The organism is Nocardia sp. JCM 38205 (assembly GCF_058222935.1).
Map to the genome: position 1 here is coordinate 418,762 of NZ_JBYHFL010000003.1, position 14,659 is coordinate 433,420.

11 protein-coding genes and 1 pseudogene are annotated in these 14,659 nt (G+C 69.0%); 6 read left to right on the forward strand and 6 right to left on the reverse strand.

Going from position 1 to position 14,659, the window contains the following annotated elements; translation table 11 throughout:
• Positions 1-51 precede the first annotated feature (51 nt).
• Complete coding sequence (locus tag AC4HOU_RS13720; protein WP_490724575.1) at positions 52-1,788, forward strand: alpha/beta hydrolase; 1,737 nt, start codon at positions 52-54, stop codon at positions 1,786-1,788.
• Entirely contained in the window at positions 1,785-2,402 is a 618-nt protein-coding gene (locus AC4HOU_RS13725; protein WP_490724576.1) for a CPBP family intramembrane glutamic endopeptidase, read from the forward strand. The genes AC4HOU_RS13720 and AC4HOU_RS13725 overlap by 4 nt, the downstream gene beginning before the upstream one ends.
• Positions 2,403-2,555: 153 nt before the next feature.
• Here the strand turns inward: AC4HOU_RS13725 and AC4HOU_RS13730 are convergent, their stop codons facing one another.
• Positions 2,556-2,957, reverse strand: coding sequence for a sterol carrier family protein (locus AC4HOU_RS13730; protein ID WP_280498985.1), 402 nt, complete (start codon positions 2,955-2,957; stop codon positions 2,556-2,558).
• A 68-nt stretch (positions 2,958-3,025) separates the two neighbouring features.
• Positions 3,026-4,474 carry a YhgE/Pip domain-containing protein gene (locus AC4HOU_RS13735; protein WP_194989728.1) on the reverse strand — a complete coding sequence of 483 codons (1,449 nt, stop codon included), beginning with the start codon at positions 4,472-4,474 and terminating at the stop codon, positions 3,026-3,028.
• A 197-nt stretch (positions 4,475-4,671) separates the two neighbouring features.
• Between AC4HOU_RS13735 and purF the strand changes: the two genes are divergently transcribed.
• Together purF and purM are read left to right on the forward strand one after the other, a co-directional pair.
• The gene (purF, locus tag AC4HOU_RS13740) at positions 4,672-6,252 is read left to right on the forward strand and encodes an amidophosphoribosyltransferase (RefSeq protein ID WP_163817737.1); all 1,581 of its coding nucleotides are present in this window, start codon (positions 4,672-4,674) and stop codon (positions 6,250-6,252) included.
• Between the two features lie 75 nt (positions 6,253-6,327).
• Positions 6,328-7,409 (forward strand): annotated as a pseudogene (purM, locus tag AC4HOU_RS13745) (phosphoribosylformylglycinamidine cyclo-ligase).
• Positions 7,410-8,771: 1,362 nt separating this feature from the next.
• Here the strand turns inward: purM and AC4HOU_RS13750 are convergent.
• The 4 genes from AC4HOU_RS13750 to ygfZ form a co-directional block, all read right to left on the reverse strand.
• Positions 8,772-8,984, reverse strand: a complete 213-nt coding sequence (locus tag AC4HOU_RS13750; protein WP_036532795.1) for a DUF3073 domain-containing protein — start codon at positions 8,982-8,984, stop codon at positions 8,772-8,774.
• A 164-nt stretch (positions 8,985-9,148) separates the two neighbouring features.
• Positions 9,149-10,102 carry an asparaginase gene (locus tag AC4HOU_RS13755; RefSeq protein WP_163817275.1) on the reverse strand — a complete coding sequence of 318 codons (954 nt, stop codon included), beginning with the start codon at positions 10,100-10,102 and terminating at the stop codon, positions 9,149-9,151.
• Positions 10,099-10,827, reverse strand: a complete 729-nt coding sequence (locus AC4HOU_RS13760; protein ID WP_280213328.1) for an MOSC domain-containing protein — start codon at positions 10,825-10,827, stop codon at positions 10,099-10,101. Before AC4HOU_RS13760 ends, AC4HOU_RS13755 begins: the two co-directional genes overlap by 4 nt.
• Before the next feature lie 44 nt (positions 10,828-10,871).
• Positions 10,872-11,987, reverse strand: coding sequence for a CAF17-like 4Fe-4S cluster assembly/insertion protein YgfZ (gene ygfZ, locus AC4HOU_RS13765; RefSeq protein ID WP_490724577.1), 1,116 nt, complete (start codon positions 11,985-11,987; stop codon positions 10,872-10,874).
• A 130-nt stretch (positions 11,988-12,117) separates the two neighbouring features.
• Here ygfZ and AC4HOU_RS13770 point away from each other — a divergent pair, with 130 nt between their 5' ends.
• Positions 12,118-13,038, forward strand: coding sequence for an aminodeoxychorismate lyase (locus AC4HOU_RS13770; protein ID WP_163817269.1), 921 nt, complete (start codon positions 12,118-12,120; stop codon positions 13,036-13,038).
• Positions 13,039-13,153: 115 nt separating this feature from the next.
• Complete coding sequence (locus tag AC4HOU_RS13775) at positions 13,154-14,653, forward strand: cytochrome ubiquinol oxidase subunit I (RefSeq protein ID WP_280213326.1); 1,500 nt, start codon at positions 13,154-13,156, stop codon at positions 14,651-14,653.
• Positions 14,654-14,659: the final 6 nt, after the last annotated feature.

A 14,659-nucleotide genomic window follows, 5' to 3' on the forward strand; every position in this document is an offset into this window, starting at 1 on the left:
GCCGTGAATGGGTAACGCATCGGCGTTGTCGGGGGCTGCCGCCATACTGTCTTGGTGCTCGAAACGGCGTCCACCCTCACGAAGCTGCGCTCGCGCGGCGTCGCAGCGGTGCGCCGGGCCGAAGTGGTCATCGACCTGAACTACGTCGGGCTGGTGGTCGCGACGGTGTTCTTCGCGCTGTCGGTCACCCCGTCGCTGGTGCCGCGCGACTGGATGTTCCAGGGCCTGATCAGCGGCATCAATGCCGCCATCGGTTACGGCGTCGGTTGCCTGCTGGAATGGCTGTTCCGGCTGTGGGTGCGCCCGCGGTTGAAGATCCCGGCACCACCCACCTGGGTGCGTTACGGGGTGAAGTCGGCGATTCTGCTGACGGCCGCGGTGCTGGCCGCGTACATGCTGGTGCAGTCGGCGCATTGGCAGCGTGAGATCACCGCGCTGATGGATATGGAAGGCACCACCACGCCCGCCTATCTGCGCACCGGTCTGCTGAGCCTCGCGGTCGGCGTCCTGGTCGTCGCGGTGTATCGCACGGTGCGTGAACTGATCCTGTACCTGGCCCGTCAGCTCAACCGCTGGGTGAAGGTGCCGCGCGAACTGGCGCCGGCGGCCGGTTTCCTGGTGCTGGTGCTGCTGGCGGTCACCCTGTTCAACGGCGTGGCGACGCGGGCGTTCTTCGCGGTCGCGAACCAGGCGTTCAGTGTGCGTAACGACCACACCTCCGAGTACGCGATGCAGCCGCAGTTGCCGGAGAAGTCGGGCAGCCCGATGTCGCTGGCGAAATGGGACACGCTCGGTTTCGAGGGCCGCTGGTTCGTTTCGCACGGTCCGAACGCCGCCAGAATCGCCCAGGTCACCGGACAGCCCGCCAAGGAACCGATTCGGGCCTACGTCGGGTTGGAATCGGCCGAGGACGGCCGGACACAGGCCGAACTGGCCGTCGCCGAACTGGAACGCGCCGGAGCCTTCGAGCGGCAGGTGATCGTGGTGATCACGACCACGGGTACCGGCTGGGTGAATTCGATGGCCGCGGGTGCGATCGAATACATGTACGGCGGCGATACCGCGCTGGTGGCCACCCAGTACTCGTATCTGCCCAGCGTGCTGTCGTTCCTCGCGGACAAGAGCAAAGCCGCGGCGGCGGGGCGCGAGGTCTTCGACGCCGTGTATCAGCACTGGTCGGCGCGGCCGGAGCAGCAGCGGCCGAAACTGTTCGTCTACGGCGAGAGCCTCGGCTCGCAGGGCTCGGAGGCGGCTTTCGAGGGGCTGGCCGATCTGCGGGAGAAGGTCGACGGTGCCCTGTGGGTCGGCCCGCCGAATTCGAATCGGCTGTGGAGCCAGTTCGTCGCGCGGCGCGATCCCGGTTCGCTGGAGGTGGAACCGGTGTACGCCGACGGGCTGGTGGTCCGGTTCGCCGCCGACGCCGCCGATTTCGCCAGGCCCGGCCCGGAATGGCGGGCGCCGCGCATCGCCTACCTGCAACATCCGTCCGACCCCATCGTCTGGTGGTCGGCCGATCTGATCTTCTCGCAACCGGATTGGCTGTCCGAACCGCGCGGATCCGATGTGTCCGGGCGGATGCGGTGGGCGCCGTTCGTCACCTTCTGGCAGGTCACCGCCGATCTCACCAACGCGCAGGGCGTCACCGACGGGCACGGGCACCGGTACGGCAGCCTGGTACTCGACGGCTGGGCAGCCATCGCCGCGCCGCCCGGCTGGTATCCGGAGCTGGCCGAACGCATCCGCTACGAGATCGAGATCTCCGAGGCCTACGAGCGGCAGATCAAGTGAGCGTCCGGGTTGCGCTGGCAGTCGCCTTGCCCTTGCTGTGGAGCAATGCCGTGGTGCCGCGGCTGCCGGAGGATATGCGGGTGCGCACGCTGGTCAACGCCGGTGCCGCCACCGGGTACGCCGCCGCCTTCGGCGCGCACTCGAACTGGTGCTCGGCGCGCGGATGGCGCTACGGCCTCGGCAGTGCGGGGATCGTGGCCGCTGGTTACGGTGCGGCGCTTGCCATTCCGGCCGTGCGCCGTGAGCTGGCCGAGCGCCCCGACCGCGCCCCCGGCGTCTCGACCGCCGAATGGGTGGGCGTGCACATTCCGCTCGGCACCGTCTACAGCGAGGAATTGATCTTCCGCGCGACCCTCGACCCGTTGCTGGACAAGACCTTCGGGCCGCTCGTCGCAACCCTGCTCGGCGCCACCACCTTCGGGCTCTGGCATATCGCGCCCGCCCGCGCCACCGAGGAGAACCTGCCGGTCACCATCGCCGCAACCACCGCCGCCGGGGCACTGTTCGGTCTGCTGCGCCGGCACACCGACAGCGCGACCGCTCCCGCCCTGCTGCACTGGGCGATCAATGCCGGAGGTGCGCTCGCGGCGCGATTCGCAGCCCGCACGTGGTGATGACGGGACACGGTCCCCGAACCCTCCCGCGGTGATGACGCGACGTCTGCACGCACCTTCCCGCAGTGACGCCGCGACGCCCGCACGCACCTTCCCGCAGTGCCAAGGCGACGCCTGCACGAACCTCCACGCGGCCGGGGGCCGAAGCGGCTACTACTCGGGTTCGATGCCCACCCGCAGGATCGGCAGCCACCGGGACACTTCGTCGGCGCGGCTGCCGGAGGCGGTCAGCCTGCCTTCCTCGCGGGCGGCGACGAAATCCATCAGGCCGGTGGCGAGCAGCAGCCAGGTGCGCGGGTCGGTCTCGACGACGTTGGGTGGGGTGCCCCGGGTGTGGCGTGGACCCTCGATGCACTGCACGGCGACGAAAGGCGGCACCCGGACCTCCACCGAATGACCCGGCGCTGATTCGGCCAGCGCGCGCGCCGTCATCCGCACGGCCGCGCCCAGTTCGGCCCGCGCGGGTACGGGCGCTGCCTCATCGAACAGCCACGACCGCACCGCCGTGACCGCCGCCCGCATCTCTTCCGGTTTCACCGCCGCACGTCGAACCACGGGGGCGACGATACTGCGACCCACCGACGCGGTCCGAACAGCCCGTCGACGCGCTGTTGCCGTCGCAGTCAGTCCTCGTCGGTACGGCCACCCTTGGCGCCCGATGGGGAGTCGGTATCGGCAGTTTCGGTGGAGTTGGTCCCGGAATCAGCGGCGGCCGATCCGGTGTCCGCAGTGTCCGCCTTGGTCTGGCCGGCCGATTCGGTTCCCGCCGGGCCCACTCCGGCACCAACCGTGGGCGCGCCCGCGGCAGCCACCCGGTTCTCCCGGTGCAGTCCCTTGTAGTCGTAGAACTTGGTGATCACCGCGCCGAACACGATCGCGACGGCCAGGCCGATCAGGGCCATCCAGATGCCGCGGCTCAGGCCGGCGGCGAAACTGCCGTCGAAGTACAGGATCGAGCGAACGCCGAGGAAGACCTGATGCATCGGTTCCCAGCCGGCCAGCCAATGGAAGTACTTGGGTGTGGCCTCGATGGGCACCGTGCCGCCGGAGGAGGGCAGGCCGAGGATGATGAACAGGATCAGGTTCACCAGCAGGCCGGCCGAGCCGATGGCCGCGAGGATGGACAGGCCGGTCATGCCGACGGCGGTCAGGGCCAGCGCGCTGTAGAGGAACAGCCCGAGCGGATGGTCGATCGGCATGCCGAGCAGCTTCGCCACACCCAGATAGATGGCCGAGACGAGGGTGGCCGCGACCACCATCACACCCCATTTGATGAGCAGGGTGTGGAAGCGGGAGATCGGCGTCGGCGGGAAATGTACGTACCAGGGCCCGTATTCGGTCGGCACGAAGCCGAGCGCGGCGTCGATCATGGTGTGGATGACCATCGCGCCGACCACGCCGGCCAGCAGAATCAGCAGTGCGTAGAAGAACGCGGTCAGGCCTTGGCCGGTGCCGTCGGGCAGCGGGCGGTACTGCTGGTACACGATCTGCACCGGGTCTTCCAGCGCCACCCGCGCCGCACCGCTCGGCTCCGGGCTCGGCGGCGCCCCTGGCTCCGGCGCGAGCTGCGCATTCACCTGATCGGTGAGCTGCCTGCCGACCTGCTGCCGCACCTGGGTCAGGGCCTGGTCGCCGACCCGCAACACGATCTGGGTGCCGAACGCGCCCATGCGCGGATTGGTCTGCAAGGTGATGATCGGGCGTTCGATATCGCCGGGAACGATGCTGCCGACGCCGAGAATGCCGAGTCGCTTACTGAAATCGCTCGGGATGACCATCGCGCCATAGACCTGGCCCTGCTGCATCATCCGCTCGGCCTCGCTGATGCCGACGACCCGCAGATCGACCTTGTCCTCCGGCATGCCCTGCTGTAGCGCGTCGGTGATCTGTTTGCCGTAGTTCACATGTTGCTGCGCGTCGGGCGGCCCTGTGACGTCTCCGACATCCTGATTCACCAGCGCGATGGGGAAGTCGTGCAGATTGCCCTCTGGGTCGGCGACGTAGTCGAGGTACATCACCCCGAGTAGCGCCGTGAGCAGGGCCAATACACCGATCGGCAGCAAGATGCGCATTCCGAGGCGGCGATCGGTCCGCGTCGCCGCTGCGCTGTCGGAAGTCGTCACGGATCGCACGGTAACAGCCGGACGAGCCCGATATCGGGCACTGCGCCGCACCGATTAACTGCACGTATGCGGGCGGCTGTCATCGGGGGCGCGGTTCGACCCGTAGAATGACGGTGCCCCCAGCCCGCCCGAACAGGGAGCACACGGTGACCAACGCCGACCTGCCGGTTGTCAGCAATCCCGCCCCCGCGGATCAGGACGAGAATCCACCACGCGAGGAGTGTGGTGTCTTCGGAGTCTGGGCGCCCGGCGAAGACGTGGCCAAACTCACGTATTACGGTCTGTACGCGTTGCAGCACCGTGGGCAGGAGGCGGCGGGCATCGCCGTAGCCGACGGTTCGCAGGTGCTGGTCTTCAAGGATCTCGGCCTGGTCAGCCAGGTGTTCGACGAGCAGACCCTGGCCGCGATGCCGGGCCATGTCGCCGTCGGGCATTGCCGCTACTCCACCACCGGCGCCACCACCTGGGAGAACGCGCAGCCGATCTTCCGCACCACCGCCGTCGGTTCCGGATTGGCCTTGGGACACAACGGAAATCTGGTGAACACCGCCGAATTGGCCGATCGGGCACGGGAACTCGGTGTGCTCGGCGGGATGCCGCGCGGTGGCCGCCCCGGTCCGGTGGCCGCCACCTCCGACTCGGACGTGATGACGGCGCTGCTGGCGCACGCTGCCGCCGACTCCAGCATCGAGCAGGCCGCGATGAAGCTGCTGCCCACCCTGAAGGGCGCCTTCTGCCTGACCTTCATGGACGAGCACACCCTCTACGCGGCCCGCGATCCGCACGGTGTGCGCCCGCTGTGCCTCGGCAGGCTCGATCGCGGCTGGGTGGTCGCCAGTGAGACCTCCGCGCTCGATATCGTCGGCGCCTCCTTCGTCCGCGAGATCGAGCCGGGCGAACTGCTGGCCATCGACGCCGACGGCGTGCGTTCGCTGCGGTTCGCCACTCCCGAGCCCAAGGGCTGCGTCTTCGAATACGTCTACCTCGCCCGCCCGGACAGCACCATCTCCGGTCGCTCGGTGCACGCCACCCGCGTCGATATCGGCCGCAGGCTGGCCAAGGAGCATCCGGTCGAGGCCGATCTGGTGATCCCGGTGCCCGAGTCCGGCACCCCCGCCGCGGTCGGTTACGCGCAGGGCTCCGGTGTGCCCTACGGGCAGGGCCTGATGAAGAACGCCTATGTGGGCCGCACCTTCATCCAGCCGAGCCAGACCATCCGTCAGCTCGGTATCCGGCTCAAGCTCAACCCGTTGCGCGAGGTGATCCGCGGTAAGCGGCTCATCGTGGTCGACGATTCGATCGTGCGCGGCAACACCCAGCGCGCGCTGATCCGGATGCTGCGGGAAGCGGGCGCGCTGGAGATCCACGTGCGCATCGCCTCGCCGCCGGTGAAGTGGCCGTGCTTCTACGGCATCGATTTCGCCTCGCGCGCCGAGCTCATCGCCAACGGCGCCGGCTCCGACGACAGCTACGCCGACATGGTGGAGAACGTGCGGCGCTCGATCGGCGCCGACAGCCTCGGCTACATCTCCACCGAGGGCATGATCGCGGCCACCGAGCAGCCGCGGTCGCGGTTGTGCTGCGCCTGCTTCGACGGCAATTACCCGATCCCGCTGCCGACCGAGGTCGCCATCGGCAAGAACGTGCTCGAGGGCATGCTCACCGGCAAGTCCGAGACCGAGCTGCTGGGCCAGAACGCCAACGCCAGCGCGTTGAGCAGGCCCTGAACTCGCCCCGCCGACGCGCGACGGTAGCGTGATCAGGCAATTATCCGCCGATTCGGTTTGGAGCAATCACCGAAAATGAGTGAACAGACCCCCAGTGGTGCCGGAGCCTCGTATGCCGCGGCCGGTGTTGACATCGAAGCCGGCGACCGCGCAGTCGAGTTGTTCGCACCGCTGGCTCGTAAGGCAAGCCGCCCCGAGGTGCAGGGTGGCCTCGGCGGTTTCGCCGGTCTGTTCGCGCTGAAGGGCGGCTACAAGGAGCCGCTGCTCGCGGCCTCCACCGATGGCGTCGGCACCAAGATCGCCGTCGCGCAGGCGATGGACAAGCACGACACCGTCGGCTTGGATCTGGTCGCCATGGTGGTCGACGATCTGGTCGTCTGCGGTGCCGAGCCGTTGTTCCTGCAGGACTACATCGCGGTCGGCAAGGTCGTTCCCGAGCGGGTCGCCGAACTGGTATCCGGTATCGCCGAGGGCTGTGTGCGCGCCGGGTGTGCGCTGCTCGGCGGTGAGACGGCCGAACATCCCGGTCTGATGGATCCCGACGATTACGACCTGTCCGCCACCGGCGTCGGCGTGGTCGAGGCCGATGCCGTGCTCGGCCCCGAGCGGGTGCGCCCGGGCGACGTGGTCATCGCGATGGGCTCGTCCGGCCTGCATTCCAACGGCTACAGCCTGGCCCGCAAGGTGCTGCTCGACATCGACCGCATGTCGCTGACCGGGCACGTGGAGGAGTTCGGCCGCACCCTCGGTGAGGAGCTGCTCGAGCCGACCCGCATCTACGCCAAGGACTGTCTGGCCCTGATCGCCGAAACCGATGTGCGCGCACCTTCGCGCACGTCACCGGCGGCGGCCTGGCCGCGAACCTGGCCCGGGTGCTGCCCGCGGGACTGGTCGCCGAGCTCGACCGCGGTACCTGGAACCCGGCGCCGGTGTTCAAGATGATCGCCCAGCGCGGCCGGGTGGAGCGCCCGGAGATGGAGAAGACGTTCAACATGGGCGTCGGCATGGTGGCCGTGGTGGCGCCGGAGGACGTCGACCGGGCACTGGCGGTCCTGACCGCCCGGCACATCGAATGCTGGACGCTCGGCACGGTGACCAAGGCCAAGGACGCGGGCGCACCCCGCGCCGTGATGGTGGGCGAACACCCGCGCTTCTGAGCATCGAAACCTTCGTCAGCCGGTCGGCCTACGGGTCGGCCGGCTGACGCGTTTCCGGGGGCCAGGCGAGGGTGCCGGCTTCGATCCGCGCATGCGCCGCGTCGGGGTGCACGTCCGTAGGGCGGTGCGCTGTGCGTGCGGAGTAAGCGCACTTTCCGGCAGTGCAGGTCGCGCGGGGCGTCGTGCAGTCAGGTGCGAAATCCCGGTGGGCACGTTGTGCGGTGGTCGGGCGCGTGGTGTGCGTGCGGGTGCGCAATCCGATGGAGCGTTGTGCGCGGAGGTGCGCTGTGCGGCGGGGGGTGTGGTGTGGGAGGTGCGCTGTGGGGCGGGGTGTGTGGTGTGGGAGGTGCGCTGTGGGGCGGGGTGTGTGGTGTGGGAGGTGCGCTGTGCGGTGGGGCGCGTGGTGCGGGGAGTGCGCTGTGCGGCGGGGCGCGTGATGCGGGAGGTGCGCTGTGCGGCGGGGCGCGTCGGGCTGATCGGTCGGGCTGGTTGTGCGGTGCGGGTGCTGGCCGGGGTGGCACGCGGTCCGATGGAGCGCGTTGTACAGGGAGGTGCGCTGTGCGGTGGGGCGCGTGGTGCGGGGAGTGCGCTGTGCGGTGGGGCGCGTGATGCGGGAGGTGCGCTGGACGGTGGGGCGCGTGATGCGGGAGGTGCGCTGTGCGGCGGGGCGCGTGATGCGGGAGGTGCGCTGTGCGGCGGGGCGCGTGATGCGGGAGGTGCGCTGTGCGGCGGGGCGCGTCGGGCTGATCGGTCGGGCTGGTTGTGCGGTGCGGGTGCCGGCCGGGGAGGCATGCGATCCGGTGGGGCGCGTGGAGTGCGGAGGTTGGGCTGCGCGGCGGGGCGCGCGTTGTGCTCATGGGTGGTGCGCTGTCCGTGGGGCGCGTTCCGCTCGGGGAATGTCCCGCCTCGCGTGGTGCGTTCGCGGCGGTGTCGCGCGGCGCACCGCGGTGCGCTCCTCAGGGACGCGCTAGGCCGGGGGATGGCTAGGCCGGGGGACGCGGTTGAGCGAGTGGTATGCGCTGGGGCGAGGGATACGCTGAGCGAGGGGGATGCGCTGAGCGAAGGGGGTGATGCGCTGCGCGTCGGAGGGGATGCTGGAGGGTCGCCGAGGGGCGAGTTCGCCTATCTCGGACGATGTCCGGACGGGCGGGCATCGGGGCGGCCCGTGCGGTGCAACGGGCGCCGATGCTGTTCGAGTACCTCGAGAGTCGATGCGAGCGATCGAACCGAGCTCTCGATCAGGTCTCGACCTCAGTGGTCGAGACCTGATGTCGGGCGAACCTCGGCGGCTGGCTGGCCGACCGGATGGCAACGACTGAAGGGGGAGGCGCCTCGGCCTCCCCCTTCATACGTCGCACCTGGTCAGCGGCGCCAATCGTCGTAGTCGTCGTCGTCGCTGTTCCAGCGGGACAACGAATCATCCGCGTCGTGCTCATCGGACAGCACTCCACTCCGCTGAGAGTGGGGGCTACCCGACAGCTCGCGCTGAAGGCTCGCGAAGTCGGTCGACGGCGAGCTGTACTTCAGCTCGCGTGCAACCTTGGTCTGCTTTGCCTTAGCCCGGCCACGGCCCATGGCTGACCCCCTCGCGTCACAGCGGGGCGGCCTGGGGATTGGTGGCGGCCCCGTTCGAATTAATACTCTTCCTGACAGACACTCTAGCGCGTGTGCGGCGGTCGCGCTTCCAGGAGTGGTCGAACAGGTGCCGAACCGAAGCCGTTTGCCCGATGCTCGCCTGACTACAGCACGCCGGGGATCGCGCGGATGACGCCGACCCGCGCACCGCCACCCAGTACCGCCGGTGCCGCCAATTCGGCGAGGGCGTCCGACCACGGGACGCCCATTCGTTGCAGAATCGCCAGCGTCAGCGGCATCCGGGCGCGGTCGGCGCCGTCGTCGATCTTGTAGGCGAACGCGGTTCCGTCCGGCAACGCGCCCGCGTGCACGCCGTCCGCGCCGATCTTGCACACCAGGCCGGGGGTGGCGTTCATGATCAGCAGATCGGGGGCGTTGGTGCCGGAAATCACTCGCGGATGGGTGCGGATGGCGTCGGCGACCCGGCGTTCGGGCGTTCCCGGTTCGGCCGTCGCCATGGCGGCGAAGGCGCGGGCCAGGTTGATCAGCGAGACCGGGATGATCGGCAGCCCGCACCCGTCGATGCCGAGGTCGGTCTCGGGTTCGCCGGTGAGTTCGATGACGGTGGACAGCACCGCGCGTTGCAGCGGGTGCGCGCTGTCGAGGTATCCGGTGGTCGGCCAGCCGTTGACGGCGCAGGTGGCCAGCATCGCCGCGTGTTTGCCCGAACAGTTCATGAACAGCTTGCTCGGTGGCCGGTCGTGGCACAGCACCGAGGCGCGGGCGCGTTCGTCCAAGGGCAGATCCGGCGGGCATTCGAGGGCCGACTCGTCGAATCCGAAGCGGTCCAGCAGCCGTTCGACCAACTTCACATGGTCGGGTTCGCCGAAGTGGGAGGCGGTGGCGATGGCCAGTTCCGCGTCGTCGACGGGTTCGAACCCGTTGCGCAGCAGGGTCACCGCCTGCATCGGCTTATTGGTCGAGCGCGGGAAGATCGGCAGGTGGATCTCGCCGAGTGCGCAGCTGGGTTCGCCGTCGGCGCCGATGACGACGACCGACCCGCGGTGCACGCATTCCCGGAATCCGGAACGCACCACCTCGACCAGTTCGATGCTCACGCTCGCACTCCTGCCTTCAGATGGTCGCCGTCGTCACGCCGCTGCGCCGCGCGTTCGGCGTTCGCGCGGCGGCGGTTGTGCCGGTCGATCTGCATGCGGACGTCGTCGGAGACGGTGGGCTCGGCGGCGAGGAGCAGCTCCAGCTTGTCCGGGTCGGCGCCGGTGAAGACGTCGCGCACGGTGATGCCGTGTTCGGGGACGTGGATTACGTGCACCGTGTCGCCTGCGCCGATCGTGCCCTCGGTGAGCACTCTCAAGTAAGTGCCGGTGTCCGAGCGCAGGGTGAAGCGTTTGACCCACTGCCGTTCACCGGACCAGTGCTGGAAGGTCGCGCACGGGACGCGGGGCTCGCTCACCTCGAGCAAGGTGTGGCCGGGGCCCACCGGCCCGGGGCCGATGGCCAGGCGCGCACCGATGACGGCGTCGCTGATCGGCAGGCCGCGGATGCGCAGATTCTCGCCGAACCAGCCCGCGGGGAGGTCCCGATCGAGTTCGGTTGCCCACCGGTGCGCATCCTCGTCGGCGTAGGCGTAGACGGCCTTGTGCGGGCCGCCGTGGTGGTCGGTATCGCAGACGTGATCGCCGTCGAGGCCCAGCGCGCGCACGCCGACCCGCCCTGGCTTCGGTCGCTTGTCGATGCCGGAGCGGCCCACCCGGCCCGGCACCTCGATTTCGGCGTGCAGCACGCACACCGCCAGCACTTCTCCGGTGTCACCGGCGCGCATAGACGAGCTCCTCTCCCCGGGGGCTGGTGGCGGCGGGCCTGCGCTCAGCGGCCACGGAGCCGATCGACCGCGGCCCGGCCCGCTTGCGGGGTGTCGTCGACCACGACCGAATCCGGGTCGATGGCGGCGGCCGTGGGACCTGCCTCGAGCTTCGCGTCGACCGGCACCGCCCGTTTGATCAGCGCGAGCGCGATCGGGCCGTATTCGTAATGGTCGACGACCGTGCCGATGCGGCCGACGGAGCGTCCGCCCGCGGTCACCGCGTCGCCTGCGGCCGGGCGCTCGTCGGCCGAGCCGTCCAGATGCAGCAGCACCAGCTGACGTGGCGGCTTGCCGAGGTTGTGCACCCGGGCGACGGTCTCCTGGCCGCGATAGCAGCCCTTGTCCAGGTGCACGGCGCCGTGTTCGGTGACGCCGCCGATCCAGCGGGCCTCGTGCGGGATGGTGCGGTCGTCGGTGTCGATCCCGATCCGGGGGCGCAATGCCGTCACCCGCAGCGCCTCGAAGGCCCACATGCCGGCCGGCGCGGCGCCCGCCTCGGTGAGGGTGGTCCACCAGCCGATGAGCCGCTCGCGGGGGATCACCAGGTCGAGGGAGTCGGCCGTCGGCCACGGCATGCGGCGCAGGAACCCGCCGCCGGGCAGCGGCACGGCCTCGTACACCTCGGGGAGGCGCTCGATGCCGAGCGCGCCGGTCAAGGTCTGGACCTGCGGGCCGAGCAGGCTCAGGACCGCGTGGTCGGTGGCCTCGCGAGGTTTGGCGTCGGCCCAGAAGACCATTTTGGTGAGGAAGTCGAGCAGCGCGGGGCCGCGTTCGGCCTCGGTGTCGATCCAGACCGTGCCGTCGAGGTCGGTGAGCACGAAATGATGCTGCACGCGGCCGTTCAGATCGAGGTCCAGATTCTCGGCGGAACGCCCGTCGGGCAAATTCGCCACATGCTGGCTGGAAATGGTGTGCAGCCAGCTCAGGCGCTCGGCGCCGGTGATGGCGAGCACGAAACGATGCGAGCGGTCCACGATCGCCACCTGCTGCGCGGCGGCTCGTTGTTCGCCGAATGGATCGCCGTAATGCCACGCGACGGCGGCGTCGGGGGTTCCCGGCGCTCCCGCGACGGCTCCCGGAACAGCGAGGACAGGGCTGGGTGCGGCGACCACGGACACGCAACCCACTCTAGGCGAAAGCTCCGACAGCCTTCCGGACGCGCATGGTCGAGGGGCGGATTGTCCACCTGGGGACAACCGTGCGCCCGTAGCCCGTCGTAGCGGGCCTGTGTGGCCTACGCTTCATCGCATGGTGGATCGAGTTCTTGTAACACTCGACGGTGAGGTCCGAGATGCGGACGCGCCGTTGTTGTTTGCCGACGATATCGGCGCATTGCGTGGTGATGGCGTTTTCGAAACGATTCTGGTGCGCGAGGGCAATGCGTGCGCCCTGGAGTTCCATCTCGCGCGGCTGCGCCGCTCGGCGCAGGCTCTCGACCTACCGGAGCCCGAACTCGGTCGCTGGCGCGAGGCGGTCGAGACGGCGGCCAAGGAATGGGGCTCCGAGCAGGAGGGGCTGATGCGGCTGGTGCTGACCCGCGGCCGCGATGCCGACCTGAACAGCGTCAAGGCCGCGGTGACCTCCGGCGAGCTGTCGGAAACGGTGCCGGTGCCGACCTCCTATGTCCTCGTGGTCGGGGTGCCCGCGCGGGTGGCGAAGGCCAGGACCGAGGGCGTCTCGGTGGTGACGTTGTCGCGCGGTATCTCGATCGATCTCGCGCAGGCCGCCCCGTGGCAGCTGCTCGGCGCGAAAACCCTGTCCTACGCGACGAATATGGCGGCGCTGCGTTTCGCCGCGCGGATGGGCGCCGACGATGTGATCTTCACCAGTACCGAGAACCGGGTGCTGGAGGGGCCGCGGTCCACGGTGGTGATCGTGCGCGACAAGCAGTTGATCACCCCGCCTGCCAAGAACGGCGTTCTGCCCGGGGTCACCCAGCGGGCGTTCTACGCGGAGGCGAAGAAGGCGGGCTATGACTGCCGCTACGAATCGCTCTACACCGCTGACCTGCTCACCTGCGATTCCATCTGGATGCTGTCGAGCATCACGCTGGCCGCGCGGGTGAACTCGCTGGACGGGCTGCGGATGTCGGCGCCGGACAATGCGGCCGAGATCGTCGAGCTGGTCGAGCGCGGTATCGAGCGGGCGGGTTCGATCGCCGACTGGTGAAACCGGCCCTGACCGGCCTGTGACGGTCGGCGTGTCGTGTCGCGCGACACGTTGACCGGGCTGACCTGCCGCGTAGTCTTTACTACGACACGTCGTAGATCGCCAGGAGGTCAGTGTGAGTGCCTTGGACGTCTCGCGGTGGCAGTTCGGCATCACGACCGTCTACCACTTCCTGTTCGTGCCGCTCACCATCGGACTCGCCCCGCTCATCGCGGGTATGCAGACCGCGTGGGTGATCACCGGCAAGGAACACTGGTACCGGCTCACCAAGTTCTTCGGGAAGCTGTTCCTGATCAACTTCGCCCTCGGTGTCGCCACCGGCATCGTGCAGGAATTCCAGTTCGGGATGAACTGGAGCGAATACTCCCGGTTCGTCGGCGACGTCTTCGGCGCACCGCTGGCGCTGGAGGGCCTGGTCGCCTTCTTCATGGAGTCGACGTTCATCGGCCTGTGGATCTTCGGCTGGTCCCGGCTACCGAAACTGGTGCATCTGGCGACCATTTGGATGGTGGCCATCGGCGTGAACGCCTCGGCGTACTTCATCATCGCCGCCAACTCGTTCATGCAGCATCCCGTTGGCGCCCGCTACAACCCGGAGACCGGGCGCGCGGAGCTGACCAGCATTGTCGAACTGCTCACCAATAACACTGCGCTGGCGGCGTTTCCGCACGTCGTCGCGGGATCGTTCCTGACCGCGGCCACCTTCGTCGCCGGTATCGCGGGCTGGTGGATGGTGCGCAACGCGCGCAGCGGCGACGAGCAGAAGCTCACCGAGGCCAGGACCATGTGGCGGCCGGCCGCGCGGGCCTCGCTGGTGGTGATCGCGCTGTCCGGAGTCGCGCTGATCTACACCGGCGACGTCCAGGGCAAGCTGATGTTCGAGCAGCAGCCGATGAAGATGGCCTCGGCGGAATCGTTGTGCCACACCGCGACCAACCCCGATTTCTCGGTGCTGACCGTCGGCACACACAACAACTGCGACAGCGTCACCCATGTCATCGAGGTGCCGTACGTGCTGCCGTGGCTGGCCGAGGGCAAGTTCACCGGTGTCACCCTCGACGGCGTCGTCGACCTGCAACAGGCCTACAACGAGAAGTACGGCGTCGGCGATTACCGGCCCAACCTGTTCGTCACCTACTGGTCCTTCCGCGCCATGATCGGCCTGGCCGGCGGCTCGGCCCTGCTCGCCATCGCCGGGCTCTGGGTGATGCGCCGCGGCCGGGTGCCCGACCAACGCTGGTTCTCCTGGCTGAGCCTGCTGGCCATCCCCACCCCGTTCCTGGCCAACAGCGCGGGCTGGGTGTTCACCGAGATGGGCCGTCAGCCCTGGGTGGTGGTGCCGAACCCGACCGGCGACCCGAACCTGCGACTGCTGGTGCAGGACGGGGTGTCGAACCACTCCGCGACCACGGTGTGGATCTCGCTGATCACCTTCACGATCGTGTACGGCCTGCTGGCGGTGGTGTGGTTCTACCTGATGCGCCGCTACGTCATCGAGGGACCGGACAAAGCCGCCGCGCCCGCGCCCGCGAAGGGGCCGGACGATACCGGGGCGCCCGGTGCGAAACCACGCACCGAAGAACCTGCCGTCGAACAGCTTTCGTTCGCCTACTAGGAGCCG